This is a genomic window from Roseibium suaedae (assembly GCF_900142725.1).
GTDB lineage: Bacteria > Pseudomonadota > Alphaproteobacteria > Rhizobiales > Stappiaceae > Roseibium > Roseibium suaedae.
On record NZ_FRBW01000001.1, the window covers coordinates 693,290 to 718,014 of the forward strand.

A 24,725-nucleotide genomic window follows, 5' to 3' on the forward strand; every position below is an offset into this window, starting at 1 on the left:
ATCGTCCGGTCCGGTTCAGGATCGGGCGATGATTTCGCGCTCATCCCGGTGAACGGTAAGAGATGCTTCCTTGGCACCGCGCTGGCGGCGGACCAGGAAGCGCGGGCGGCGGCCCGTGAGCAGCGCCAGCTTGCGGCGCGGCGCAGGCTGACCTGCTGGATTGGCGCTATAGGCCTCGATTGGCTTGACCCGGCCGCCCAGATCACAGACCAGCATCGGCAGTTCGAGAGCGGAGGCCCATGCCGGCCAGGCCGCTGCAAGCTGTTCTGCCCGTTCTGTGTCTGCCAGAAGCACCGAAAGCTGCGGATCAGTATGCTTCAGGATCAGCTTTGCCCGGATCGCGCCGGGAGTGGAGCCCGGGGTGATCTGCACCATCACACCGCAGAAGGACTGAACCGGAAGAACCACAGTGGCGTTTTCAGCACCTGCCTGGTGGCGGGTGATCGAAACACTGGTGCGGTCCAGATGAACGTCCACCGGCTCGCCAGTAAAGGCGCCGCTGAATGCATCCGGCATCCTGCTTTGGAAAGTGTTGGGCAGTAATGAAGGATCAAGAAGTGGTTGAACTTCCGTTCCGTGCTCAAAAGCCCTGTCTTGTAATGCTTGACGTCCCAATTTGCCTCTCCGTCGGACCTTGGTTGTTTTTTTAGGTCTCGCGAATGAGCTCACACTAGCGCTGGGCAGTGGCGATCCACTTAACGGATACGGTTAAAAAAGTTTGATTTTAAAGAGGGTTACTTAAATCTAACTCGAGCGGTAACGTTTACGAAACCAAGAGGGCTGGGGGTGGCGGTCCGCCTGCGCTTGCTCCCCCTTGGCCATCGTCCTAAACAGGGTTTCCCATCAGGAGAGACACGCACCATGGCAGACATCATCGACCAGAGTGAACTGGAGCGCCGCGCAGGCCAGCTCGTGGACGCCGCCCGGAAGGCGGGCGCCGATGCCTGCGATGCGGTTGCGGTAACCGGCGTGTCCCTGGCGGTTGATGTGCGCGATGGCAAGGTTGAGGAAACCGACAGGGCCGAAGGCGACGATGTCACCTTGCGGGTGTTCGTCGGCAACCGGACCGCATCCGTCTCCGCCAACCGGATTGATGATCCGGCGGCCCTTGCCGAACGTGCGGTCGCCATGGCCCGGGTCACACCCGAAGACCCCTTTGCCGGGCTTGCGGATCAGGACCTGCTGCTCAATCGGTTTCCCGAACTGGAATTGCTGGATCCTTCGGAGATGGATGCGGCCCGTCTGGCAGACCGTGCCCGTGAGGCGGAAGCTGCGGGTCTTTCTGTCTCTGGTGTTTCCAAGTCTGGTGGTGCGTCCGCGTCCTGGAGACTGGCAGGTGTCGTTCTTGTTACCAGCCATGGCTTTTCCGGTTCCTATCTCAGCTCGCGCCACGGGATCTCCATGACCGCAGTTGCCGGTGAAGGCACGGGCATGGAGCGGGACTACGACTTCGATTCCCAGACCTTTTTCGAGGACATGGAAGATCCGGCCCTGATCGGCCGCAGGGCCGGCGAGCGGGCCGTGCGCCGCCTCAATCCGAAGAAGATTTCCACCCGAACGGCCAATGTCCTTTATGAATCTCGTGCTGCCCGCAGCCTTCTCAGTCATTTTGCCGGTGCGGTGAATGGAGCGTCGATTGCCCGCAAGACCAGCTTCCTGAAGGACCGCATGGGCCAGCAAGTCTTCGGAGCCGGGATCCGGATCGTTGATGATCCGTTCAAGCCGCGCGGCGGGGCGACCCGTCCCTTCGATGGCGAAGGCACGGGCGCGGAAGTGCTGAACATGGTCGAAGACGGTATCCTGAAACACTGGTTCCTGGATGGAGCAACGGCGCGTGAACTCGGCTTGCGGCCCAATGGCCGCGCCCATCGCGGCGGAGCAGGTACCTCGCCGGGCTCGACCAACTTGACCTTCATGCCGGGCGAAACGTCGCCCGAGGACATGATGAGGGACATGGGCAGCGGGCTTCTGGTCAGCGACCTGATCGGGCATGGGGTCAATGGCGTGACCGGCGACTATTCCCGGGGTGCTGCCGGTTTCTGGTTCGAAAATGGCGAGATCGTCCAGGCGGTCAGCGAGATCACGATTGCCGGCAATCTGACTGATATGTTTGCCCGGATGGTCCCGGCCAGCGATCTGGATGCGCGCTATTCGACGGCAACCCCGTCGATCATGATCGAGGGGCTTGCCATTGCCGGAGACTAGTGGACCCCTGAACCAGCGCGATCTTGTCCTGCTTGAAGCGGCGGCCCGCAGTGCCGGGGAGGTCGCAATGGGTTTCTTCGGCCAGGATCCCAGGCGCTGGTTCAAGGACAATAATTCACCGGTGTCGGAAGCCGACATGGCCGTTGATGCGCATCTCGTCGAGGTGCTGCGCAGCGCCCGGCCGGACTATGGCTGGCTGTCGGAAGAGACTGTGGACAGTCCCGAGCGCCTGTCCCGCGAACGGACCTTCATCGTCGATCCGATTGATGGCACGCGGGCGTTTCTGCTCGGGGGGGATGAATGGACAGTCTCCCTCGCAATCGCCGAAGCGGGGCGGCCCGTTGCCGCAGCTCTTCTGTGTCCTGTGCGCGGCGAGATGTTTCTGGCGACCCTGGGGCAGGGCGCGACGCTCAACGGAAAGCGGATGAGCGTCTCCAGCCATGAAAAGCTGGCAGGTTCCCGCCTGTCCGGCCCGCATTCGGTCACGGCCAATGCGGGGGTGCGGGCCATGGGCTTTCAGGCCGAACCGGGCATCCGGTCGCTGGCCTACCGCATTGCCATGGTGGCTGCAAACAGGCTGGAAGTTGCGGCTGCGCGGGCCTATGCCAATGACTGGGATCTTGCAGCGGCGGATCTTTTGGTGCAGGAAGCAGGCGGCAGATTAACCGACCTTGATGGGCAGACCGTCTCCTACAACCGGTCTTCCACCCGCCATCCGGCCCTGATTGCGGCACCTGGACAGCTGATTTCAGCCGTCTGCGGAGCGCTGAAGGGCGTGGTCAGTTGACCCCATCGAACAATTGAATGGCAACGAGCAGGATCAGCGATATGAGCGAAGCCGAAACTCCGAAGCAGCTTCTCCACCTTGTCTTTGGCGGTGAACTGGACAACCCGGAAGGCCTGACTTTCCGTGACCTGGCAGCGCTAGACATCGTCGGCATCTACCCGAACTATGCCGAAGCCTACAAGGCCTGGAAGGCGAAGGCTCAGGCGACGGTCGACAACGCTCACATGCGCTATTTCATCGTGCACATGCATCGTCTTCTTGACCCGGAGACGGCTGCTTGAAGGCAGCCCGCGATACGGACTAATCCATGATCAAGCGTTTTGGCCGTCACCCTGTCATCTTGAAGGGTGTTGGCTCACTTCTGGCAAGCTATTTGAAACTCGTTCGGCGGACCAACCGGTTCGTGATCGAGCCTGCCGGTTTCTATGATCAAATTCTGCCCGATCTTCCGGTCATTGTTGCCATGTGGCACGGGCAACACTTTATGACGCCCTTCGGCCTTCCGGACGGGTGGAGCGCCAAGGTCATGATCTCGCGCTCTGCGGATGGTGAAGTGAACGCGATCGCTGCAAGCAAGCTTGGGCTCGGTCTTATCCGGGCATCCGGCAGCCAGAAGGCACATCAAATCAACAAGCGCGGCGGCATGCGCGGCTTCATCGAGGCGCTGCGTGCGCTGAAGGAGGGCCACATCATGGCGCTGACGGCGGATGTTCCCAAGGGGCCTGCGCGCGTGGCCGGGCAGGGGATTGTCCAGCTTGCCAAGCACTCAGGCCGTCCAATTCTGCCGGTTGCGGTGGCCACCAGCCGCAGCATCGAACTGAACACCTGGGACAAGGCCAGCATCAACCTGCCGTTCGGCAAGGGAGGCATTGCTTTCGGCGAACTGATCCATGTCACGGCGGACGCGGATGACGAGGCGCTGGAAAAGGCCCGTCTTGCTGTTGAGGCAGGTCTCAATGCAACGACCCGCAGAGCCTATCAACTGGTCGGCCGAGATGATGGCTGAAGCGCGCCCGCTCGCGCTCTCGGCCTATCTGACCTTGGCCAGGCTCGCGGTGCCTGCCTATCACCTCGTTCATTTTCTGCGCCGCCGTTCTGGCAAGGATGATCCCTTGCGCGGCGGCGAAAGGTTCGGCATTGCCGGGTCAGCCCGCCCGCAAGGCCCGCTCGTCTGGATCCATGCTGCCAGCGTCGGTGAAACCAATTCGGTTCTGCCCTTGATCAACGAGCTTGTTGCCCTCGGCGCAAATGTGCTTTTGACAACGGTAACGCGCACCTCCGCAGAACTTGCCGGCCAGAGGCTGCCGGAAGGGGCAAGGCATCAGTTCATCCCCTATGACAGCCCGGTCTTTCTGCGCAGGTTCCTGGATCACTGGTCGCCGGATCTGGCCTTGACCGTTGAATCCGAAGTCTGGCCCGCAGCCTTTGATGCCGTAAAGCAACGCGGCATTCCCTTTGTGCTGATCAATGGCCGGTTGTCTGCGAAATCTGCCCGCAACTGGTCGTTCATTCCTGCTGCCGGAGCCTATGTCTTTGGCTGTCTTGATCTTTGTCTGGCGCAAAGCGAAGCGGATGGCGAGCGGCTCAAGGCTCTTGGCTGCCGCAGGGTGGACGTGCCCGGCAACCTGAAATTCGATGCGGAGCCGCCGGCAGCCCCTGCCGAGGACCAGGCCGAGATCAACCGTCAGATCGGCGAGCGGCCGCGCTGGCTTGCGGCGCTGACCCATCCGGGCGAGGACGAGGCGGTGCTCGCGGCTCATCTGAAGCTGCTGGAAGAGCGTCCGGATCTGCTGCTTCTGCTTGCCCCGCGCCATCCGGCTCGTGCCGATGAGGTCGCGGAGATGGTGAAGGCAAGAGGACTGCACCTTGCCCGGCGGAGCCTTGGAGAGCCGATTGATCCGCAAACCCAGGTCTATCTCGGGGACACGCTCGGAGAGATGGGGCTCCTCTACGGCGTAAGCGGTGTTGCCTTCCTGGGCGGCTCCTTTGCGGATGTGGGTGGACACAACCCGGTCGAGGCTGCTGCTCTGGACACGGTGATTGTCAGCGGCCCGAAAGTTCCGAATGCCCGGCCCGTCTACAGGTCGCTCTGGGAGGCTGGCGCTTCGCTTCGGCTTGAGGAGCCGGAGGAACTGGCTGGCGCAATCTCCCAGTTGCTCGATGACCGTGCCCGCCGCCAGTCCATGCGGGTGGCTGCAAAAGAAATCATTGATGGTGGTCGTGGTGCTTTGCAACGAACGCTTGACGCGCTGGGTCCCTTTCTGGACAGGATAGGGCTTGGCGGCGGAGGGCGGCGTGTGTGACGAAGGCTCCTGATTTCTGGTTCAGTGCGGGCAGGTCCTGGCAATCGGTCCTGCTGGCGCCGGTCGGCTGGATCTACGGACGTGTGTCTGCAAAGCGGATGAAGGGCAAAGCCCTCGGCCGGGCAGGTATTCCTGTCCTGTGTATTGGCAACTATGTGCTGGGTGGGGCAGGCAAGACGCCGTTCTCACTCCGGCTTTATGACCGGCTGACCGATGAGGGCTTCAGGCCAGGTTTCCTGCTGCGGGGCTATGGTGGACGGGAAACCGGTCCGCTTGTCGTGGATCTGGAGCGTCACGACGCAGAAGCGGTCGGCGACGAGGCTCTGCTTCTTGCCGAAGCCGGTCCGGTTGTCGTTTCGGCCGACCGTGTGGCAGGTGCAGCCTTGGCGCAGGCGCAGGACATTGACGTCCTGATCATGGACGATGGGTTCCAGAACCCGGCGCTGGCAAAAGATCTTGCGATTGTTCTGGTCGATGCGGCGACGGGTGTCGGCAATGGCCAGTGTTTCCCGGCAGGTCCCTTGCGGGCACCGATGAAGGACCAGGTGGTCCGCACCGATGTGCTTGCGGTCATCGGGGAGGGGGCGGGTGCTGATGAGACCGTTCACATGGCAGCGCGGCGCGGGCTTCCGATCCTGCATGGGCGTTTGCAGCCAAGTGTTCCGGACAGCCTGAGAAATGGTCCGCTTCTGGCTTTCGCGGGGATTGGCCGTCCCGGCAAGTTCTTCGACAGCTTGAAGGATGAGGGGCTGGACGTCGCTGAGACACGGTCCTTTCCGGACCATCATCCCTTCACGCAATCCGAAGCCCAGTCGCTGCTGAAAACCGCCGAGGACAAGGGCCTGCAGCTCGTGACGACGGCCAAGGACATGGCACGGCTTCGCAGCAACGAGCACCAGATTTTCCGCTGGCTGACATCGCGCACGGAGGTGCTGCCGGTCGAAATGAGGATCAGTGATGAAGACCGGCTGGTGACCCTGATCCGGGAACGGATCCGGCAGCGCACCTTCAAGCCGGTCTGAGCGTCTGGCGGAGGGCTACCAATAGGCCCTTCAATCAATCAGGCCTTGCCGTCTTCCTTGAAGCGCTTCAAGGCCGCAAAGGCATCCACATAGGCTTCCTGACGGGACACGGACCAGTATTTCAGCTCTTCAAGGGGAATGGTGGTGCCGGTGACCGCGCAGCGCACGAAGGTGCCCGGAGCTTCGATCTGATAGTCCCCGTCCAGATAGCGGATGCGGGCTTCAGTCGGAACGCGGGGATTTTCGTAGCGGTTCATCATTGGTCTTTTGGTCCGGTGGAATGAGCTGCCTCGCCAGCGGCGGGCAATGAGTGACGCAATCCTACGCATGGCGGCAGGTTCCGGCAAGCCAGACCCGGTTTCTTCCGGGGCTGGGGAGGTTTTCCTCTCTTTGCGCCTGAGCGGTCATCTGTCAATCGTCAGGTCCGGTGAAACTGCCGAAAAGCCTGCATATCCGCGCGCAAATGGCTGGAACCGTTGCGCGGCAAGGGTGGAGAACCCGGTTTACAGGGTGCAATCGCCACAGCATTGCTTATGTTAGGCATCTTCAAACTGCCAGTTTCTGAACGGGACATCCCATGACCGACCACACCACAGACCTCATTGAATCTTCGGGCCTTGGCCTGGAGGCTGCCCGCCGGATCACGGCCGAGGCCTTGCAAGGGGCGGATGATGGCGAGTTGTTTGTGGAATACCGCCAGAGCGAAGGTCTTGTCTTCGACAATGGCCGTCTGAAAGGCGCAAATTACGACACCGCACAGGGGTTCGGTCTGAGGGCCGTGGCGGGCGAGGCGGCAGGCTATGCCCATTCCGGAGAAATCTCGGAAGGGGCGCTGAAGCGGGCTGCCGACGCTGTAGCATCGGTGAAGAGCGGTCATGCCGGCAGCTATGCTGCGGCCCCCTCCCGAACAAATGTCAAACTCTATACGGACGAAAATCCTCTTGGCGCGCCGAGCTTTGAAGACAAGGTCAAGCTTCTGCAGGAGATCGATGCCTATGCGCGCGATCTGGACCCGCGGGTGCGGCAGGTGACAGCTTCCCTGGCCGGGTCCTGGCAGGTGGTGGAGATTCTTAGGGCCGATGGCCATCTGGTCCGCGATGTCCGGCCGATGGTGCGTCTCGGCATCAGCGTGATTGCCGGAACAGATGCCCGGCAGGAATCCGGGTCTTTTGGCTGCGGCGGCCGGGAAGGGTTCCAGCGCTTTATCACGCCGGACTGCTGGCAGGGCGGAGTTCAGGAAGCCCTGCGCCAGGCCTTGGTCAATCTGGATGCGGTTCCTGCACCTGCGGGCACCTTCGATGTGGTCATGGGGCCGGGCTGGCCAGGCATCCTGCTGCACGAAGCCGTCGGTCATGGCCTTGAGGGCGATTTCAACCGCAAGAAAACCTCGGCCTTCTCAGGGCTCATGGGCCAGCGCGTCGCAGCTCCCGGTGTCACGATTGTCGACGACGGAACAATCCCTGACCGTCGCGGGTCGATCACCGTCGATGATGAGGGCACGCCTGCCTGCCGGACAGTGCTGATCGAGGACGGCATTCTGAAAGGGTATATGCAGGACCGGCAGAACGCCCGTCTTATGGGGATGGAGCCCACCGGCAATGGCCGCCGCCAGTCCTACGCCCATATCCCGATGCCGCGCATGACCAACACGATCATGCTTGGCGGCGACAAGGAGCCGGGAGAAATCCTGGCCTCGGTCAAGGATGGCATCTTCGCCGTGAATTTTGGCGGTGGCCAGGTAGATATCACTTCCGGAAAGTTCGTTTTCTCCTGCACCGAGGCTTACCGCATTCGCGACGGCAAGGTGGGGGAACCGGTCAAGGGCGCGATGCTCATTGGCAACGGGCCGGATGCGCTGACCCGTGTTGCCATGATCGGCAATGACATGCAGCTCGATCCAGGCATGGGCACCTGCGGCAAGCAGGGGCAGGGCGTGCCTGTCGGCGTCGGTCAGCCTTCCATGCGCATCAATGCCCTGACGGTTGGTGGAACGGCAGTATGACCGGCTACACTTTCGCGGTCTTCGACATGGACGAAGTGCTCTATGATTTCGAGCACCCCGTCCGGCTGCAGCTGCTGGAAGAGTTGACCGGGAAACCTCAGGCCGAGATTCACGAGGCGGTCTGGGGCGGGCCCCATGAAAACCTTGCCGAGGCAGGGCAGCCGGATACGGCTGACGGCTATCTGGCCCAGTTCGCGGACCTGCTCGGCTATCCGATCGACTTCGACACCTGGGCTGATATCCGCCGCCGGATGATGCGTCCGCGCAAGGATGTATTAGACATGGTCCGCCGCCTTTCAAAACAGACCGATGTGGCCCTTCTGACTAACAACGGCATGCTTTTGAAGAAGGCGCTCCCGGTCTGTGCTCCTGAAGTGATTGAGATTTTTGCTGAAAAGTCTCACGTTTCGGCCGACTTCAAGGCACGCAAGCCGGAGCCGGATGTCTTCCTGCGCATCTGTGCCCATTATGGCCATGAGCCCCGTCAAACCCTGTTCGTCGATGACCGGGACGAGAACATTATCGGTGCCGAGGCGGCGGGCCTGACCGCCCATCTCTACAGATCCCCTGCGGAACTTGCGGCCTTCTTGCGCAAGTGCGGGTTCAACCCGGGGTAAACCCGGATTGTTCTGACTGTCCGATGCGTGCTAGGGCCTCGCTGTCCTTTCCTGCAAACTTAAGGTTTTGCAGGGGAAATCCGGTTAATCTGCCGGATAGCATTCCAATTTGGACCGTCAGGAGAGCCCATGGCCGCCGCAGGCGCCCCCCCTTACATGACCGAAGCCATCTTGCTGATGGCGGCGACTGTCGTTGCCGTGCCCTTGAGCAAGCGTCTGGGGCTTGGATCCGTGATTGGCTATCTCGCCGCCGGGATCGCTGTTGGCCCTTCTGCGCTTGGCCTCTTCACCTCTGGTGAGCGGGTCCTGGGGTTTGCCGAAATCGGCGTTGTCCTGCTTCTGTTTGTGATCGGCCTGGAGCTGGATCCGAAAAAACTTTGGCGTATGCGCCGGGATATTTTCCTGCTTGGTGGGGCTCAGGTGCTCGTGACCGGCTTTGCCCTCTATCTCTTCGGCCTGGCCATCGGGATTGATCCTAACGTCTCTCTGGTCGGGGGCTTCGGCCTTGCCCTGTCTTCCACCGCCTTTGCCGTGCAGATCCTTCAGGAGCGCGGCCAGCTGACGACGCCCTATGGCCAGCGCGCCTTCGGCATCCTGCTGTTTCAGGATATCGCGATCGTGCCGCTTCTGGCGATGGTTGCGGTTCTCGCACCAGACGATGGCAGCGGTGTCAGCCACGATTTTCTCTATCAAGCAGGTCTGACGATCAGCGCAATCGGTACGGTGGTTGTGGCCGGGCGCTATCTGGCCTCGCCGCTGTTCTCGCTTCTGGCCGTCAGCCGGGCGCGGGAAATCATGCTGGCAGCCGCCCTGCTGGTGGCTCTGGGCAGCGCCGCGCTGATGCATCTTGTCGGTCTTTCCATGGCGCTTGGTGCCTTCCTGGCGGGGGTTCTGCTTGCTGAATCGAGTTTCCGCCACACGCTGGAAGCGGATATCGAGCCCTTCAGGTCCCTGCTGATGGGGCTGTTTTTCGTCGCCGTCGGCATGACCTTTGACCTTGGTGTCCTGGTGAGCAATCTGGGCGTCGTGATTGGCGGTGTCGTGCTGGTGATGAGTGTGAAGGGGCTGTTCCTGTGGGGGCTGGCGCGCCTGACCGGCTCCTCAAATCAGGATGCTCTGCGTATCGCCGTAACCCTGCCGCAAGGCGGGGAGTTTGCCTTCGTCCTGTTTACCGCGGCGGTCGGCAATGCAGTCTTGCCCTATGAAGTGTCGAATATCCTGAGCTCCATCGTCATGCTGACCATGGTGATGACGCCGATTGCTTGTCTGGCTCTGGACTGGATCGCCGAACGGCTGAAGGCACGGGGCGTTGAAAACCCGGCCATTGAGACCTTCGACGAAGCAACACCGACAGTTCTGGTTGTTGGATTTGGCCGCTTCGGCATGACAGTTGCCCAGATCCTGACCTCGGAAGGTCTGGAAGTGCGCGCGCTCGATAACCGGCCGGACCGCATCGCCTATGCCCGCAAGCTTGGCTACAAGGTCTATTATGGAGATGCGACCCGTCCGGATGTTCTGGCTGCCGCCGGGGCCGGAAAGGCGGCCCTGATTGCCCTGTGCATCGAGAATGACAAGGTCATGATGCAGTCCATCGATCTGATCCGCGAGGGTTTTCCGGGCGTGCTGCTGTTCTGCCGGGCCACGGACAGGGCGCATGCACTGGAGCTGACGCGCAAGGGCGTGGATTATCAGATCCGCGAGACTTTCGAGTCGAGCCTTGCCTTTGGCAGGGCGGCACTCGAACAGCTCGGCATCCCGCAGGACCGTATCAGCCAGATCGAGGAAGATGTCCGGCGCCGCGACAAAGAGCGGCTGGATATCCAAATGCAGGAAGGCCTCTATGCAGGTGTGGACCGGCTGCATGGGGTGACCCCGCGCAGCAATGCGCCGGACAATGCTTAAAAGACAAGGCTTAGAGGCAGTGTCTGGACCACACTGAAACTCCTAAGTCCAGAAACGAAAACAGCCCGGCAAGGATCTTGCCGGGCTGTTCTGATTCTCGAGCGACGGTCCTGATCAGGGCAGGGCGTCAAAGCCTGCCGAGAAGCCCTTCAGAGAGATCGGAATGCCGATTCCCTCTTCCGGTGTCTGGAAGATGATGAAAGTTGCCTGGGATCCGGACTTCATCTTGCTGATAAGCTGGTCTTCCAGAATGACCTCGGCGATGCAGCCGTTGGGCAGGCAGCGCACGAAACCGGCGCGGCCGATGTCCGCATTGTCCACACGAAGGCCAAGGCCGGACGGCAGCAGTACACCCAGCGGCGCCAGAACGCGCAGGATACGGGCCTGCTTGTCGGCCGTCTTCAGGATGATCACGGAAAGGCCGACGTTTTCCCGGTCTTCCGCCGTCACGTTCTGGATCAGGGCGCATTGCTCGCTGGCCGCTCCCGGAGGGGTATCGCAGCGCATCTGCCAGTCGCCATGGGTGGCTTTGACTTCACCCTGAGCCAGGGCGGGGAGAGGGCTGAGCGGAACCAGAGTGATTCCGGCAATAAGGGCTAGGGCTGTTCCCAACGATGACAAACGGCGCAGCAAGGGGTCCTCCTGTCACGTCCTGTTCCGGCTGCAGCCTTGCGGCGCGATAACCAGTCCACAGGCGCGAATCGGCTTCAAATCTCAGGGTTAACATTGCCGCATGCGCTGGCTTCTGACCAGCCCGGCCGTGGAAATGCATATGGGATCGTGGATTTTTCGACTGAAAACCCTCTGTCTTTGATCCTGATCAAGTTGATGAAGCAGGTCTCGTCGGGCGAAAAAATGGCAAGACCATTGCAGGCAGGCGTTTCTTGTGGTTTTTGTGCCCGTTAAGGGCCTTCGGAGTCGGATGCGGCAGATTGTCGCTTAGACCATGGGCTCCGTCGCGCACATGCCGCGATTGTGAGTATCATGGCGAAAAACCGGCCTGCCTTTGTGGCAGGGCGGAGGCATGCCCCGTGGGAAACACATTCCGGCGGGGCTTGAAATGGTTCTGGAGCGGCCACGCTCCAAGAATATGCATGCGTGCGCCGCCAAAGTGTGGCGGTTGAGGGAAGGGAGCGCGGACGTGAAGGGCATCTTCAAGCGTCTCATCAATCTGGTCGCGATGGCGGCCGTCATGGCCGGGGTATCCACCGCGGCTGTTGCCGAGGAAGCTGGGATCAAGCCATGGCAGCTTGGTTTCCAGAAGTCTGTCACTGATGTGATGGACGACATCACCTGGTTCAACCACTTCACTTTCTGGATTATTGCAGTCGTCACGGTTTTCGTGCTGGCACTGCTGATCCTCGTGGTGGTCAAGTTCAACGCAAAGGCCAATCCGGTTCCGTCGCGCACGTCCCACAACACGATGATCGAAGTTGTCTGGACCATCGCGCCGATCCTGATCCTGGTCGTGATTGCTGTTCCGTCCTTCCGTCTCCTGTTCAAGGAACTGGACATTCCGCAGTACGACATGACCGTGAAGGCCACCGGCTTCCAGTGGTATTGGGGTTACGAGTACACCGACGAGAACATGGGTGGCATCTCCTTTGATTCCTACATGGTTACCGACGCAGACCGTGAATCGGTCGCTGCAGAACGCGGTGTCACCCTGAATGAAGTGCCGCGCCTGCTTTCCGTGGACAATGACCTGGTCATCCCGGTCGACACCACTGTCCGCGTGCAGGTGACCGCAGCAGACGTGATCCACTCCTTCGCGATGCCGTCCTTCGGCGTGAAGGTGGATGCAGTTCCGGGCCGTCTGAACGAAACCTGGTTCCATGCACGTGAGCAGGGCGTCTACTACGGCCAGTGTTCGGAGCTTTGCGGCAAGAACCACGCTTTCATGCCGATCGCGATCCGTGTCGTCTCCAAGGAGCAGTTCGAGCAGTGGGCAGCCGCTGCAAAGGACGACCTTGATGGTGCGAACAAGCAGCTCTTGGCTTCCATCGCGGCCACCAAGAAGACCGCTGCGCGCAGCATCGAAGAAATCACCGTCGCCGCCAAGTAACGGCGCCGGTTCATCAGATTAAGGGCGCGCGCCGGGGCTTGATAAGGCCCGGGCGCTGCGCCAGTCGGACGTAACGAGGGAGCACAAAATGGCTGCGACCGATGCACATGCGGGACACGGTCATCCGACAGGATGGCGCCGCTGGGTCTACTCGACCAACCACAAAGACATTGGAATTCTGTACCTGTTCTTTGCGATTTTCGCAGGGATCGTCGGCGGCGCGCTCAGCGTGGGTATCCGTATGGAGCTCATGGAGCCGGGCCTGCAGTTTTTCTCCAATCCGACCATGTTCAACGTCTTCACGACGTCCCATGGTCTGATCATGATCTTCTTCATGGTCATGCCGGCCATGATCGGCGGTTATGCCAACTACTTCGTGCCGATCATGATCGGTGCGCCGGACATGGCATTCCCGCGCATGAACAACATCTCCTTCTGGCTGCTTCCGCCGGCTTTCATTCTGCTGATCCTCACGCTCTTCGTTGACGGTGAAGCAGGTGGCACCGGTGTTGCCGGTGGCTGGACCATCTACCCGCCGCTGTCCACGGTTGGTCAGCCTGGTCCTGCGATGGATCTGGCGATCCTGTCCCTGCACGTGGCTGGTGCCTCGTCGATCCTTGGCGCGATCAACTTCATCACGACCATCTTCAACATGCGTGCGCCGGGCATGACCCTGCACAAGATGCCGCTGTTCGCCTGGTCCGTGCTGATCACAGCGTTCCTGCTGCTGCTGTCCCTGCCGGTTCTGGCAGGCGCCATCACCATGCTGTTGACCGACCGTAACTTCGGCACAACCTTCTTCGACCCGGCAGGCGGCGGGGACCCGATCCTGTTCCAGCATCTGTTCTGGTTCTTTGGCCACCCGGAAGTGTATATCCTGATCCTCCCAGGCTTCGGGATCATCAGCCACATCATTTCCACCTTCTCCCGCAAGCCGATTTTCGGCTACCTGGGCATGGCCTACGCCATGGTCGCCATCGGCGTCGTCGGCTTCATCGTGTGGGCGCACCACATGTACACGGTCGGTATGTCTTCCGAGACCCAGGCTTACTTCGTTGCCGCCACCATGGTGATCGCGGTTCCGACGGGCGTGAAGATCTTCTCGTGGATTGCAACGATGTGGGGCGGTTCCCTCACGTTCCGCACTCCGATGGTCTGGGCAATCGGCTTCATCTTCCTGTTCACCGTTGGCGGTGTGACCGGGGTGCAGCTGGCAAACGCTGGTCTCGACCGTTCGCTGCATGACACCTACTACGTGGTTGCCCACTTCCACTACGTTCTGTCGCTCGGCGCCGTGTTCGCGATCTTCGCGGCCTGGTACTACTGGTTCCCGAAAATGTTCGGTTACATGTACAACGAGACGATCGGTAAGGCTCACTTCTGGATCACCTTCATCGGCGTGAACCTGGTGTTCTTCCCGCAGCACTTCCTGGGCCTGAACGGCATGCCGCGCCGCTATGCGGATTACCCGGATGCCTTTGCTGGCTGGAACTACGTCTCCTCCATCGGATCGTACATTTCCGCCTTCGCAGTTCTGGTGTTCCTCTTCGGTATCGTCGAAGCCTTCATGAAGAAGCGCGTTGTCGGCAACAATCCGTGGGGTGAAGGCGCAACGACGCTGGAATGGACCCTGTCCTCCCCGCCGCCGTTCCACCAGTTCGAAACCCTGCCGCGCATCAAGTAAGGCAGGGCAGGCGGACTGCCTGCTGAACGCGAAAAGAACAGACACCGCGCCGGATGCGGCGCGGTGTCCTTCAGCAAGAGACGGAAGACCGGAAGCGGCCCGCTCTTGGAAAACAAGAACAAGTTTTGAAGGACGCGCCCATGTCGCTCGTTGAGCGCCAGGATCTGATTGATACGGAGAGCCTCGCCTGGTCTGGCGGAATGGGCTCGGTCGGCGATTACATCGCCCTCCTCAAGCCGCGTGTCATGTCGCTGGTGATCTTCACGGCCTTCGTCGGCATGATGCTGGCCCCGGGACATATCCATCCCGTGCTGGGCGTTGTCGCGCTCCTGTGCATTGCCATTGGCGCCGGAGCCTCCGGTGCCCTGAACATGTGGTACGATTCCGACATCGACCGCATCATGTCGCGCACCCAGAAGCGGCCGATCCCGGCCGGCAAGGTGTCGCGCGAAGAGGCGTTTGCTTTCGGCATCACGCTGTCGATCGGCTCCGTGGTCACGCTTGGCCTGCTGGTGAACTGGTTCGCCGGTGCCTTCCTGGCCTTCACGATCTTCTTCTATGTGATCGTCTACACCATGTGGCTGAAGCGCTCGACGCCGCAGAACATCGTGATCGGCGGTGCGGCTGGTGCCTTCCCTCCGATGATCGGCTGGGCAGCGGTCACGGGCAATGTCAGCATCGAAAGCTTCGTGCTGTTCCTGATCATCTTCATCTGGACCCCGCCCCACTTCTGGGCCCTGGCCCTGTTCAAGTGCGGTGACTACAAGGCTGCAGGCGTTCCGATGATGCCGGTCGTGGCCGGTGAGACCTCCACCCGCAACCAGATCCTCGGTTATTCGGTGCTTCTCGCGCCGCTCGGGGTTTCCCCTTGGATGCTCGGCTTCGCCGGAAGCTTCTACGGTGTTGCCTCCGCGGTTCTCGGTCTGGTGTTCCTCGGGCTGGCCTTCCAGGTCTGGCGCGTGCGTGAAGGGGATGCGGCTCGAAAGGCGACCATCCGTCTCTTCTCCTTCTCCATCTTCTATCTTTTCATGCTTTTCGCGCTGCTTTTGGCCGAAAGCCTCGTAATGGGTCTGTGAGTTTCATGACTGGCGAAGAAAAGGGCATCAAGCTGACCGAGGAACAGGCCAAGCGCCGCCGTGCCCGGTCTGTGGCCATCGCCCTGACGCTTGGCGCGCTTGTGCTGCTGTTTTATGTGGTGACCATCGTGAAGATGGGACCGCAAATCATGAGCCGGCCGCTGTAAGGCAGAGGAAGAAATGACCGACCAGAACGATCAGAACGGCAAGCCGCAGGGTGGCAATAGCAACAGGAAGGTTGCCATTGCCTGCACGTGTCTTTTCGTCTCCATGATCGGCGCTGCTTATGCGGCCGTGCCGCTGTACAACCTTTTCTGCCGGGCGACCGGGTTTGGCGGCACCACTCAGGTGGCCGAGCAGGCCAGCGACCGGGTAATCGACCGCGTTGTGACTGTCCGCTTCGACGGCAACGTCAATCATACGCTGCCCTGGTCCTTCAAGCCGGAGCACCGTGAGATCAAGATCAAGATGGGCGAGACGGCCCAGATGAATTATGTGGCCGTCAACCAGGGTTCGCAGAAGACGGTGGGCACGTCGGTGTTCAACGTCACGCCGCTTGAAGCCGGTGCCTATTTCAACAAGCTGCAGTGTTTCTGCTTCACCGAGCAGGCGCTGGAACCGGGGGAAATGGTGGAGATGCCGGTCATCTTCTTCGTCGACCCGGACATGGACAATGACCCGGAACTGAAGAACGTTCGCGAGATCACCCTGTCCTACACCTTCTTCCCGGCAGAAACGCCGGAAAAACCTGTCGCGGCGCGGGCGCAAGAGCCCGCTGCCGAAACGAAACTATGACCCCGATGCCGCATAAGGCAGAGGATATCTTTGTGTTTGGGGAGCATGCCGATGGCTGAGGCACATACCAAAAATCACGACTACCACCTGGTCGATCCCAGTCCGTGGCCGTTCCTGGCGTCTGTTGGCGCTCTGATCCTGGCGATTGGCGCCGTCGGTTTCATGCGTTCGCACGGCGGAAACGATTTCATCGTTCTGGGCGCGGACCTTGGCGGCAAGGGCCTGTTCTTCCTGGGCCTGGCAATCGTTCTCTTCGTCATGTTCTCCTGGTGGCGCGATACCATTAAGGAAGCACAGCAGGGCTATCACACCCGCGTCGTGTCTCTGCACCTGCGCTACGGCATGATCCTGTTCATCGCTTCGGAAGTGATGTTCTTCGTGGCCTGGTTCTGGGCCTATTTCGATGCATCCCTGTTCAGCGGCGAAGCCATTCAGTACGCCCGTGCGGAAGTCACTGGCGGTCACTGGCCGCCGGCAGGCATCGAGACGTTTGATCCGTGGCACCTGCCGCTGCTCAACACCCTGATCCTGCTGTGCTCCGGCACGACGGTTACCTGGGCACACCACGCTCTGCTGCATGATGACCGCGATGGTCTGAAGTGGGGTCTCACCCTGACCGTGATCCTCGGCGTGATCTTCACCATCTGCCAGGGCTACGAGTACAGCCATGCTGCCTTCACCTTCGACGGCAACATCTATGGTGCGACCTTCTTCATGGCGACCGGTTTCCACGGCTTCCACGTAATCGTCGGCACCATCTTCCTGGCTGTCTGCCTGTTCCGCGCCCTCGCTGGCCATTTCACCAAGGAACAGCACTTCGGTTTCGAAGCCGCTGCCTGGTACTGGCACTTCGTGGACGTTGTCTGGCTCTTCCTCTTCGTCTCCATCTACATCTGGGGCGCTGGCACACCGGCCGCTCACTGATCCAGATGAGAGGGTAACCTCCTTTGGAACGCCCGATCCGATCACCGGGTCGGGCGTTTCTGCTTTCAGGGGCGCATTGCTCCCTCACCTTCAGGCGCAGGGCGCCGGAAAGGCTGGCATGTCCGACAAGGCTCACTTCGCTCCGGTCAATCCGGTTTCCTCGGGACTTTCCGGCCATTGTCCCCGCTGCGGCGAGGGCCGGCTGTTCAAGGGCTATCTTACGGTCCGGCCGAACTGCTCCAATTGCGGGCTGGATTTCAGCTTTGCCGACAGCGGCGATGGCCCTGCTGCCTTCATCATCATGCTGGTGGGGTTTGTGGTCGTAGGCCTGGCGCTTGCGGTTGAGTTGACCTATCAGCCGCCGATCTGGGTGCATATGCTGCTCTGGCTGCCGCTCACGGTCATCCTGGGCGCCGGGATCATGCGGCCTCTGAAGGGACTTCTGATCGCGCTCCAGTACCGTCACAACGCCGAAGAAGGCAAACTGGACAACGGCGGAACCGGTCCAGACCAATAAACAATGACGTGGGCCATGTGGCCCTGAAAGCCAGATCGAGTACCAAGACGTGACCAAGTCCCAGCCGCGGCAGCAAGGCCTCCTGCGCCAGCTTCTCTTCCCGACGATTGCAACCGGGATCGGACTGGTCATCCTGCTCAATCTGGGCATGTGGCAGGTCGACAGGTTGGCCTGGAAAGAAGCCCTGATCGCTCATGTTTCCGCAGATGTGGTGAAGCCCGCCGTGCCTGCGCCAGGCCCGAGCAGTTATGTCAAAGAGGCCGAGCTGGAATTTGTTGACTACCGGCATGTGGAAGTCACCGGCCAGTACATGGGAGGCAACGCCTATTACTACACCTCCCTCTCTGATGCGAAGGGGCGGCTAGAGGGGCCTGGCTATCTCGTCTACAGCCCGTTCATGACCACCGGGGGCTGGCGGGTGATGGTCAATCGTGGCTTTGTTCCCCAGGGCCTTGCAGCTGCCGATGTCGAGCGCGTCGAGACGGTCCCCGAAGGCGTGCAGACGCTTACCGGCCTTCTGCGCAGATCTGAAAAGCCCAACTGGACAACGCCTGCAGCCGACAAGACCAAGCGGATCTGGTTTGCCCGTGACACGGACGACATGGCCGATGTGATGGGCAACGGTCAAGGCGAGTTGGCCGCCTACAGCATAGATCTGGATGCCCAATTCACGGGCGAGGATGGATTGCCGCAGGCAGGCGAAACCATCGTTCAGTTCAAGAATGACCACCTTGGCTACGCACTGACCTGGTTCGGTCTGGCTGCAACGCTTGTGGGGGTCTATCTCGCCTATGCAGTCAGCCTTTGGCGCAAGGGGCGGGATCAGGCCTGATACCAACCTCAAGAAATGAAAACGGGGGCCGAGGCCCCCGTTCGAATTCTGCGGAGAGCATTCTTTGATGCCGCTCAGGCGAGGGCTTCCAGAATGGCTGCAGCGCCGGTGGCGGTTGCAGTGCCCGGGGTCTCTTCAACGCTGACAAAGCTCACGACGCCGTCCTTGGCGATCAGCGCGAAACGCTGGGAACGGGTGTGGCCGAAGATTGGGGCGTCGAGAGCAAGGCCAAGCGCCTTGATGAAGTCAGCAGACGGATCGGACAGGAATTCGATGCCCTTGGCATTGGTCGACTTGGCCCAGGCGTCCATCACGAACAGGTCGTTGGCAGCAAGCACGGCAATGGTGTCGACGCCCTTGGACTTGATCGTGTCGCCATGCTCGATGAAGCCCGGCAGGTGGTTCATGTGGCAGGTCGGGGTGAATGCACCCGGCACGCCGAAAAGCACGACAGTCTTGCCCTTGAAGAGATCATCGGTGCTGAGTTCTGCCGGCCCGTCAGCCGTCTTGATCTTGAAGGTCGCCTCGGGAAGACGATCACCAACCTTGATGGTCATGCCATTGCTCCAAACTACCCGTCACCCGAAAATCGTGAGGGGTTTCACTTAGGAGATAGGATCAAACGGGCTGCGCGTCGAGGGTAATTTGCGAGAAGGGGCAAAGGTGCAGGTCGTGGCGCGTCGAGGATCAGCCGCCTTCCAGAAGATCCCTGGCAACCGGGTGCCAGCTTTCCTCGGCCTTTGCACCGTCCTTCAGCACCAGCATCAGTTCGGAGCCATCCTCCTTGGGCTTGAGCCCCCTGAGGCTGACCTTCCAGGTCGCCTCGCCATTCTCGAGCTTTTCGAAGACCGGCACACCCACATAGGAACCTTCCGGACCGTCCGCGAAGAGATCAAGGTCCGCCGGGTTGCTCGAGGTGACTTTGGCGGAAACCTCCAGCAGGGCAGGTGTCTCGGTGCCGAGGCGCTCGACGGAGACGATGCTCGACTGCTCGGGGGCAACGACCTGCGGAACGGCCTTCTTGTCCCGCTCGATCAAGAGACTGGACGTCCTGTCGGCAGGGTTGTCCGGTTCCAGAACCATGGACAGGGTTGCTTCTCCGGGGACGCAGATGTCATTGCAGATCCCGAAGGCGACCTGCACATGCAGTTCCACCGGTTCGTTCGTAACCCCTGCAGCCACGTCCAGGGGCAGCACGATCTGCTCCTTGTAGATAAGCGTGGTGCTGAACCCGTCGTCGTGCCGTTCGGGAACGGGAAAGCCGACCTTGAACACGGCAAGGTTCTTGGAGCCGTCCGTCGTCAGGATCGGCGGAATGCCGGCTTCTCCCGGATTGCGCCAATAGGTGTGCCAGCCTGGTTCCATGGAGAATTCGAGACCCGCGGAATAGAGGCCGGTCTGGGTGCCGCCTTCCGAGATCAGGCGCACTGCGCCGCCATGAACGTTCACCCATTCGGACGTCTCCGCTCGCGCACCTGCAGGAAGGACTGCAAGCGGAAGGGCAAGCGAGGCCCCAAATAGCGCATGTCGTGCCGAAGCGCCTTTCCGGGCGCTGAGCGTGAAGCAGGTCTGGCGGCGGTTTGAACGGTTCATCATGAAATGACACGTAGCGCATGAACTGTGAAAAAACACGTTACGCCCGCATTCCTGCTTTCATATTCACGTGAGGGGCCGTTTCCCGGCGCGGTGAATTTATCGGATAGCGCCGTTACTGATGTGCGCTCAGAGGCAGTTAACATCGGCGGGTTCTCGGAGTAGTGTCTGGAAGCGAGGTTCGTTTGCCCTAAAGTGTTTCAGACGGCACGGCTTTTTTGTCGCCGGTCAGGTTTTGGTCAAAAAGGAATAGCTGATGATCCCGACGCTTGAAGGTCAGTTTCTGATCGCCATGCCCAACATGGAGGACAGCCGCTTCGAGCATTCGGTCATCTACATATGCTCCCATACGGAGCAGGGCGCCATGGGACTGGTGCTCAACCAGATCGCCAGTCACCTGAACATCGAAGAGCTCTTTCACCAGTTGAACATCATCAACGGTGACAGCGCCATCCGCCTGCCATCCCAGATCCGCCAAATGAACATCCACAAGGGCGGGCCGGTGGAGATGGAGCGCGGCTTCGTGCTCCACACAGATGACTATGTCATCGACCGCTCGACCCTGGAGATCCAGGACGGCATCTGCCTGACCGCCACTCTGGAGATCCTCAAGGCCATGGCCGAGGGGCGTGGCCCTCAGCAGGCTCTTCTTGCCCTGGGCTATTCCGGCTGGGCACCGGGACAGCTGGAAAGCGAGATCCAGGCAAATGGCTGGCTGACCGGACCGGCAGAACGCAGCATCGTCTTCGATCCGGATGCAGGCGGCTTGTGGCACAAGGCGCTTTTGTCCATGGGCGTTGATCCGGCGATGCTCTTTAGAGATGCCGGGCACGCCTGAATGGTGTATCTGGCGGGCTGGATCGCAAGCAAATTGCGAAAAAAGGCTCAGGCTGTTACCCAGACAATTTAAAGACAGGGTTTTGTTTTAAATCCGTCGAAGTTTGAGCTAGGGTGCGGCAAAGAAGGCTCCATGAGTATCTGGAGCAAAAGACGCAAAATTGGAGGAAATGGGCGCGGTGAAATACTTCAGTACGCGTGGCGAAGCCCCGGTTCTCGGTTTTTCCGATGTTCTTCTGCAAGGGCTGGCACGCGATGGTGGGCTCTATCTTCCCGAGACCTGGCCCCAGTTCGACGCAGCCAAGATCGCATCCTTTGCCGGAAAACCCTATGAGGACGTCGCCTTTGAAGTGATCCAGCCGTTTGTGGCCGGAGAAATCAGCGATAGTGACCTCAAGGACATGATTCGCGACGCCTATGCCGGCTTCCGCCACAAGGCCGTGACGCCGCTGGTGCAGATCGCTCCGAACCAGTTTGTTCTCGAACTCTTCCACGGTCCGACGCTGGCCTTCAAGGATGTGGCCATGCAGCTGCTGGGCCGCCTGATGGACCACGTGCTGACCAAGCGCGGCCTGCGGGCGACCATCGTCGGTGCGACATCGGGTGATACCGGCGGCGCCGCCATTGAAGCCTTCCGCGGCCGTGAGCGGACCGACATCTTCATTCTGTTCCCGGATGGCCGCGTGTCTCCGGTGCAGCGTCGCCAGATGACCACCCCGTCCGAGGCGAATGTTCACGCGCTCGCACTGGAAGGCAATTTCGACGACTGCCAGACCATCGTGAAGGGGATGTTCAACAACTTCCCGTTCCGCGACCGGGTTGCCCTGTCCGGCGTCAACTCGATCAACTGGGCGCGTATCCTGGCGCAGATCGTCTATTATTTCGTGTCTGGTGTCGCCCTCGGCGCACCGGCCCGCAAGGTCTCCTTCACGGTGCCGACAGGCAACTTCGGCGATATCTTCGCCGGTTATGCCGCGATGCAGATGGGGCTGCCGGTCGATCAGCTCATTGTTGCGACCAACGTCAACGACATCCTCGCCCGGACCCTGGCAACGGGCCGTTACGAGATGAAGGGCGTGACCGCGACCACGGCGCCGTCCATGGACATTCAGATTTCGTCCAACTTCGAACGCCTGCTCAGCGAAGCTTGCGGCCGCGACGGCGAAACCGTGCGCCGCATGATGAGCCAGCTTGGCCAGTCGGGCAGCTTCTCCATCGACGACGCTGCCATGGCGAAGATCCGCGAGACCTTCGCCGCCGGACGCTGCGACATCGAGGAAACTGCCGCGACCATCTCCGAAACGCTGGAGGCAAGCGGCTATCTTCTTGATCCGCATACGGCCATCGGTGTTCATGTTGCCAAGTCGCATGAAAAGCCGGGCGTTCCGATGATTGTTCTCGGCACAGCCCATCCGGCAAAATTCCCGGATGCGGTCGAGGCGGCCTGCGGGGTCCGTCCGGAGCTGCCGCCACAATTGCAGCCCATGATGAGCGCACAGGAGCGGCAGACTGTTCTTGCCGCGGATCAGAAATCGGTGGAGCGTCATATCGAAGACCACGCCCGCGCCGTTCATAACGAGGTCTGAGGCATGCAGGTTCGTACCACCAATCTGGCAAATGGCATGACGGTGGTCACTGACCAGATGCCGCATCTCAAGACTGTCGCTCTCGGGGTTTGGGTCCGCACAGGGTCCCGGGCCGAAACTCCGGACCAGAACGGCATCACCCACCTGCTCGAGCACATGGCGTTCAAGGGCACCCTGTCCCGGACAGCGCGTGAGATTGCCGAGCAGATCGAAGCGGTTGGAGGCGAGCTGAACGCCTCCACCAGCATCGAGCATACGAACTACTATGCCCGGATCCTGGCGGAAGACCTGCCGCTGGCCGTGGATCTTCTGGCCGACATTCTTCAGAACTCCACATTCGACGATGAAGAGCTGCGCCGGGAGCAGCATGTGATCCTTCAGGAAATCGGCGCTGCGCTGGATTCCCCCGAAGACCAGGCTTTCGACCTGTTCCAGTCCACGGCCTGGCCGGATCAGGCGCTTGGCCGTCCGATCCTGGGCACGCCGGAAACGGTGCAGGGCTTCTCCCGCGAGGCGCTGGATGCCTATCTGGGCGATCGTTATCGCGGGCCTGACATGGTCCTGGCCGCAGCCGGTGCTGTCGATCACGACGAACTGGTCCGGCTGGCTGAAGAGAAGTTCACCAAAATTTCCTCAGAAGCGGCAGCGAGCGAAACGCCTGCGTCCTATCGTGGCGGCGAACAGCGTCTGGTCAAGGATCTGATGGAAGCGCAGATCCTGATGGGCTTCGAGGGACGTCCCTACAAGTCCAAGGACTATTACGCCATTCAGATCCTCGCATCCGTACTGGGCGGCGGCATGTCTTCGCGTCTGTTCCAGGAAATCCGGGAAAAGCGCGGCCTCTGCTATGCGATCTATTCCTTCCACTGGGCATTCTCCGACACGGGGCTCTTCGGCCTTCACGCGGCGACCAGCGAGGATGACATTGCGGCCCTGATGCCGGTCATTCTGGACGAACTGGCCGCTGCCAGCGAGACGATCACCGACGAAGAGGTGGCCCGTGCCCGTGCCCAGATCCGTGCCGGTCTGATGATGGCGCTGGAAAGCCCGGCCGCCCGTGCCGGTCAGATTGCCCGTCAGATGCTCATCCACAACCGGGTGATCTCGATGGAAGAAGTGACCGAGAAGATCGAAGCCGTGACGACGGAAGATATCCGCCGCGTTGCACGCGAGACCTTTGTGGGCACGCAGCCGACGCTGACAACCGTTGGCCCGGTGGGCAATGTGATGGGCCTTGCTGAGATGACGGAACGCCTGGCAGGTCCGGCACTCCAGGCAGCATCCCTGTAACACCGGGGAGGGGCGGACATGTCGTTCCTGCGTCCGGCCCTGTCGCTGGAGGTTGCGATCCGGATCGAGGGGCCGACGCATTATCTGCGGCCGCCGATCATGTCCGATTTTGCCGAATGGTCGGCCCTGCGTGAGGCAAGCAGGGCCTTCCTCGCTCCCTGGGAACCGCTTTGGCCAGAGGACGATCTGACGCGGGCCTCCTTCCGCCGCCGCCTGCGCCGCTATGCTCAGGAGCGCAAGGACGGCAGAAGCCAATCCTTCCTGCTGTTCAGTGCGAAGACGGACGAAATCCTGGGCGGGCTGACAGTGTCGAACATCCGCCGGGGCGTCGCGCAAATGGCGACCATCGGTTACTGGATGGGGGCACGGCATGCGGGCAAGGGCCACATGTCCAAAGCCGTTTCGATGATCCTGCCCTATTGTTTCAAGGAACTCAGATTGCACCGGGTGGAGGCAGCATGTCTGCCTATCAACGGCCCATCGATCCGGCTTCTTGAAAATGCCGGATTTAGACGGGAAGGGTACGCCCGAAACTATCTCCTGATCAACGGTTCATGGCAGGACCACATCCTGTTTTCCTGCCTGGCGGAAGATCACGCCCTCGCGACAAGCAGCTCCGGACTTCGACCGGGGAGCAATTTGAAAGAATTCTTGTGACATGCAACGCAACCCGGTAGTGCTTCGGTCC

General features: G+C 60.7%; 26 protein-coding genes. 21 read left to right on the top strand and 5 right to left on the bottom strand.

Annotation, left to right across the window (positions count from 1 at the left end):
• Positions 1–15 precede the first annotated feature (15 nt).
• Entirely contained in the window at positions 16–516 is a 501-nt protein-coding gene (locus tag BUA94_RS03110; protein WP_073008664.1) for a DUF6101 family protein, read from the bottom strand.
• Positions 517–861: 345 nt separating this feature from the next.
• On the opposite strand from BUA94_RS03110, the gene BUA94_RS03115 reads away from it, so the two are divergent.
• Genes BUA94_RS03115 through lpxK form a run of 6 tightly spaced genes read left to right on the top strand, consistent with a single transcriptional unit; the run spans position 862 to position 6,317 of the window.
• Positions 862–2,205, top strand: a complete 1,344-nt coding sequence (locus tag BUA94_RS03115; protein ID WP_073008667.1) for a TldD/PmbA family protein — start codon at positions 862–864, stop codon at positions 2,203–2,205.
• The gene (locus BUA94_RS03120) at positions 2,192–2,992 is read left to right on the top strand and encodes a 3'(2'),5'-bisphosphate nucleotidase CysQ (protein ID WP_073008670.1); all 801 of its coding nucleotides are present in this window, start codon (positions 2,192–2,194) and stop codon (positions 2,990–2,992) included. Before BUA94_RS03115 ends, BUA94_RS03120 begins: the two co-directional genes overlap by 14 nt.
• 41 nt (positions 2,993–3,033) lie before the next feature.
• Positions 3,034–3,273 (top strand): DUF4170 domain-containing protein, encoded by a 240-nt coding sequence (locus BUA94_RS03125; protein ID WP_073008673.1) that lies wholly within the window; start codon positions 3,034–3,036, stop codon positions 3,271–3,273.
• 26 nt (positions 3,274–3,299) lie between these two features.
• The gene (locus tag BUA94_RS03130) at positions 3,300–3,998 is read left to right on the top strand and encodes a lysophospholipid acyltransferase family protein (protein ID WP_073008679.1); all 699 of its coding nucleotides are present in this window, start codon (positions 3,300–3,302) and stop codon (positions 3,996–3,998) included.
• Positions 3,949–5,295: a 3-deoxy-D-manno-octulosonic acid transferase gene (locus BUA94_RS03135; protein WP_208979953.1), complete on the top strand. Its 1,347-nt coding sequence runs from the start codon at positions 3,949–3,951 to the stop codon at positions 5,293–5,295. The genes BUA94_RS03130 and BUA94_RS03135 overlap by 50 nt, the downstream gene beginning before the upstream one ends.
• Positions 5,292–6,317: a tetraacyldisaccharide 4'-kinase gene (gene lpxK / locus BUA94_RS03140; RefSeq protein ID WP_073008682.1), complete on the top strand. Its 1,026-nt coding sequence runs from the start codon at positions 5,292–5,294 to the stop codon at positions 6,315–6,317. Before BUA94_RS03135 ends, lpxK begins: the two co-directional genes overlap by 4 nt.
• 38 nt (positions 6,318–6,355) lie before the next feature.
• Here lpxK and BUA94_RS03145 read toward each other — a convergent pair whose 3' ends face one another.
• Positions 6,356–6,577 carry a DUF2093 domain-containing protein gene (locus tag BUA94_RS03145; RefSeq protein WP_073008684.1) on the bottom strand — a complete coding sequence of 74 codons (222 nt, stop codon included), beginning with the start codon at positions 6,575–6,577 and terminating at the stop codon, positions 6,356–6,358.
• A 317-nt stretch (positions 6,578–6,894) separates the two neighbouring features.
• On the opposite strand from BUA94_RS03145, the gene tldD reads away from it, so the two are divergent.
• The 3 genes from tldD to BUA94_RS03160 all read left to right on the top strand — a co-directional run bounded on the left by tldD (position 6,895) and on the right by BUA94_RS03160 (position 10,838).
• Positions 6,895–8,319 (top strand): metalloprotease TldD, encoded by a 1,425-nt coding sequence (gene tldD / locus BUA94_RS03150; protein WP_073008687.1) that lies wholly within the window; start codon positions 6,895–6,897, stop codon positions 8,317–8,319.
• Positions 8,316–8,936 carry an HAD-IA family hydrolase gene (locus BUA94_RS03155; protein ID WP_073008690.1) on the top strand — a complete coding sequence of 207 codons (621 nt, stop codon included), beginning with the start codon at positions 8,316–8,318 and terminating at the stop codon, positions 8,934–8,936. Before tldD ends, BUA94_RS03155 begins: the two co-directional genes overlap by 4 nt.
• A 129-nt stretch (positions 8,937–9,065) precedes the next feature.
• Positions 9,066–10,838 carry a monovalent cation:proton antiporter-2 (CPA2) family protein gene (locus BUA94_RS03160; protein ID WP_073008693.1) on the top strand — a complete coding sequence of 591 codons (1,773 nt, stop codon included), beginning with the start codon at positions 9,066–9,068 and terminating at the stop codon, positions 10,836–10,838.
• Between the two features lie 114 nt (positions 10,839–10,952).
• Here BUA94_RS03160 and BUA94_RS03165 read toward each other — a convergent pair whose 3' ends face one another.
• The gene (locus tag BUA94_RS03165; protein ID WP_073008696.1) at positions 10,953–11,450 is read right to left on the bottom strand and encodes an invasion associated locus B family protein; all 498 of its coding nucleotides are present in this window, start codon (positions 11,448–11,450) and stop codon (positions 10,953–10,955) included.
• 568 nt (positions 11,451–12,018) lie between these two features.
• Here BUA94_RS03165 and coxB point away from each other — a divergent pair.
• The 8 genes from coxB to BUA94_RS03200 all read left to right on the top strand — a co-directional run bounded on the left by coxB (position 12,019) and on the right by BUA94_RS03200 (position 18,731).
• Positions 12,019–12,903, top strand: a complete 885-nt coding sequence (gene coxB, locus BUA94_RS03170) for a cytochrome c oxidase subunit II (RefSeq protein ID WP_073010783.1) — start codon at positions 12,019–12,021, stop codon at positions 12,901–12,903.
• 88 nt (positions 12,904–12,991) lie between these two features.
• The gene (gene ctaD / locus BUA94_RS03175) at positions 12,992–14,587 is read left to right on the top strand and encodes a cytochrome c oxidase subunit I (RefSeq protein ID WP_073008699.1); all 1,596 of its coding nucleotides are present in this window, start codon (positions 12,992–12,994) and stop codon (positions 14,585–14,587) included.
• A gap of 140 nt (positions 14,588–14,727) precedes the next feature.
• Complete coding sequence (locus tag BUA94_RS03180; RefSeq protein WP_073008702.1) at positions 14,728–15,663, top strand: heme o synthase; 936 nt, start codon at positions 14,728–14,730, stop codon at positions 15,661–15,663.
• Between the two features lie 5 nt (positions 15,664–15,668).
• Entirely contained in the window at positions 15,669–15,830 is a 162-nt protein-coding gene (locus tag BUA94_RS23495) for a hypothetical protein (protein WP_175557984.1), read from the top strand.
• A gap of 13 nt (positions 15,831–15,843) precedes the next feature.
• Complete coding sequence (locus tag BUA94_RS03185; protein WP_073008705.1) at positions 15,844–16,458, top strand: cytochrome c oxidase assembly protein; 615 nt, start codon at positions 15,844–15,846, stop codon at positions 16,456–16,458.
• 51 nt (positions 16,459–16,509) lie between these two features.
• A complete protein-coding gene (locus BUA94_RS03190; RefSeq protein ID WP_073010785.1) occupies positions 16,510–17,382 on the top strand; it encodes a cytochrome c oxidase subunit 3 in 873 nt (290 codons plus the stop codon).
• A gap of 118 nt (positions 17,383–17,500) precedes the next feature.
• On the top strand, positions 17,501–17,899 hold the full coding sequence (locus tag BUA94_RS03195; RefSeq protein ID WP_073008708.1) for a DUF983 domain-containing protein: 399 nt from the start codon (positions 17,501–17,503) through the stop codon (positions 17,897–17,899).
• Positions 17,900–17,948: 49 nt separating this feature from the next.
• On the top strand, positions 17,949–18,731 hold the full coding sequence (locus BUA94_RS03200; RefSeq protein ID WP_073008711.1) for an SURF1 family protein: 783 nt from the start codon (positions 17,949–17,951) through the stop codon (positions 18,729–18,731).
• 74 nt (positions 18,732–18,805) lie between these two features.
• On the opposite strand, the gene BUA94_RS03205 is transcribed toward BUA94_RS03200, so the two are convergent.
• Complete coding sequence (locus BUA94_RS03205; RefSeq protein ID WP_073008714.1) at positions 18,806–19,288, bottom strand: peroxiredoxin; 483 nt, start codon at positions 19,286–19,288, stop codon at positions 18,806–18,808.
• Positions 19,289–19,418: 130 nt separating this feature from the next.
• The gene (locus tag BUA94_RS03210) at positions 19,419–20,327 is read right to left on the bottom strand and encodes a protein-disulfide reductase DsbD domain-containing protein (RefSeq protein ID WP_084081676.1); all 909 of its coding nucleotides are present in this window, start codon (positions 20,325–20,327) and stop codon (positions 19,419–19,421) included.
• Between the two features lie 253 nt (positions 20,328–20,580).
• Here BUA94_RS03210 and BUA94_RS03215 point away from each other — a divergent pair, with 253 nt between their 5' ends.
• From BUA94_RS03215 to BUA94_RS03230, 4 genes are all read left to right on the top strand, one after another.
• Complete coding sequence (locus BUA94_RS03215; RefSeq protein ID WP_073008717.1) at positions 20,581–21,162, top strand: YqgE/AlgH family protein; 582 nt, start codon at positions 20,581–20,583, stop codon at positions 21,160–21,162.
• Positions 21,163–21,340: 178 nt separating this feature from the next.
• Positions 21,341–22,747, top strand: a complete 1,407-nt coding sequence (gene thrC, locus BUA94_RS03220) for a threonine synthase (protein ID WP_073010789.1) — start codon at positions 21,341–21,343, stop codon at positions 22,745–22,747.
• A 3-nt stretch (positions 22,748–22,750) separates the two neighbouring features.
• The gene (locus BUA94_RS03225; protein WP_073008720.1) at positions 22,751–24,037 is read left to right on the top strand and encodes a M16 family metallopeptidase; all 1,287 of its coding nucleotides are present in this window, start codon (positions 22,751–22,753) and stop codon (positions 24,035–24,037) included.
• 18 nt (positions 24,038–24,055) lie between these two features.
• Entirely contained in the window at positions 24,056–24,694 is a 639-nt protein-coding gene (locus BUA94_RS03230) for a GNAT family N-acetyltransferase (protein WP_084081677.1), read from the top strand.
• Positions 24,695–24,725 lie beyond the last annotated feature (31 nt).

Bases quoted from the DNA above. Each gene is read 5' to 3' on its own strand.
- BUA94_RS03190 (WP_073010785.1), top strand. From the start codon at position 16,510: ATGGCTGAGGCACATACCAAAAATCACGACTACCACCTGGTCGATCCC.
- BUA94_RS03180 (WP_073008702.1), top strand. From the start codon at position 14,728: ATGTCGCTCGTTGAGCGCCAGGATCTGATTGATACGGAGAGCCTCGCC.
- ctaD (WP_073008699.1), top strand. From the start codon at position 12,992: ATGGCTGCGACCGATGCACATGCGGGACACGGTCATCCGACAGGATGG.
- BUA94_RS03155 (WP_073008690.1), top strand. From the start codon at position 8,316: ATGACCGGCTACACTTTCGCGGTCTTCGACATGGACGAAGTGCTCTAT.
- BUA94_RS03225 (WP_073008720.1), top strand. From the start codon at position 22,751: ATGCAGGTTCGTACCACCAATCTGGCAAATGGCATGACGGTGGTCACT.
- BUA94_RS03205 (WP_073008714.1), bottom strand. From the start codon at position 19,288: ATGACCATCAAGGTTGGTGATCGTCTTCCCGAGGCGACCTTCAAGATC.
- tldD (WP_073008687.1), top strand. From the start codon at position 6,895: ATGACCGACCACACCACAGACCTCATTGAATCTTCGGGCCTTGGCCTG.
- BUA94_RS03230 (WP_084081677.1), top strand. From the start codon at position 24,056: ATGTCGTTCCTGCGTCCGGCCCTGTCGCTGGAGGTTGCGATCCGGATC.
- BUA94_RS03195 (WP_073008708.1), top strand. From the start codon at position 17,501: ATGTCCGACAAGGCTCACTTCGCTCCGGTCAATCCGGTTTCCTCGGGA.
- BUA94_RS03110 (WP_073008664.1), bottom strand. From the start codon at position 516: ATGCCGGATGCATTCAGCGGCGCCTTTACTGGCGAGCCGGTGGACGTT.
- BUA94_RS03210 (WP_084081676.1), bottom strand. From the start codon at position 20,327: ATGATGAACCGTTCAAACCGCCGCCAGACCTGCTTCACGCTCAGCGCC.
- BUA94_RS03185 (WP_073008705.1), top strand. From the start codon at position 15,844: ATGACCGACCAGAACGATCAGAACGGCAAGCCGCAGGGTGGCAATAGC.
- coxB (WP_073010783.1), top strand. From the start codon at position 12,019: ATGGCGGCCGTCATGGCCGGGGTATCCACCGCGGCTGTTGCCGAGGAA.
- BUA94_RS03125 (WP_073008673.1), top strand. From the start codon at position 3,034: ATGAGCGAAGCCGAAACTCCGAAGCAGCTTCTCCACCTTGTCTTTGGC.
- BUA94_RS23495 (WP_175557984.1), top strand. From the start codon at position 15,669: ATGACTGGCGAAGAAAAGGGCATCAAGCTGACCGAGGAACAGGCCAAG.
- BUA94_RS03215 (WP_073008717.1), top strand. From the start codon at position 20,581: ATGATCCCGACGCTTGAAGGTCAGTTTCTGATCGCCATGCCCAACATG.
- BUA94_RS03160 (WP_073008693.1), top strand. From the start codon at position 9,066: ATGGCCGCCGCAGGCGCCCCCCCTTACATGACCGAAGCCATCTTGCTG.
- BUA94_RS03135 (WP_208979953.1), top strand. From the start codon at position 3,949: ATGCAACGACCCGCAGAGCCTATCAACTGGTCGGCCGAGATGATGGCT.
- BUA94_RS03130 (WP_073008679.1), top strand. From the start codon at position 3,300: ATGATCAAGCGTTTTGGCCGTCACCCTGTCATCTTGAAGGGTGTTGGC.
- BUA94_RS03145 (WP_073008684.1), bottom strand. From the start codon at position 6,577: ATGATGAACCGCTACGAAAATCCCCGCGTTCCGACTGAAGCCCGCATC.
- BUA94_RS03115 (WP_073008667.1), top strand. From the start codon at position 862: ATGGCAGACATCATCGACCAGAGTGAACTGGAGCGCCGCGCAGGCCAG.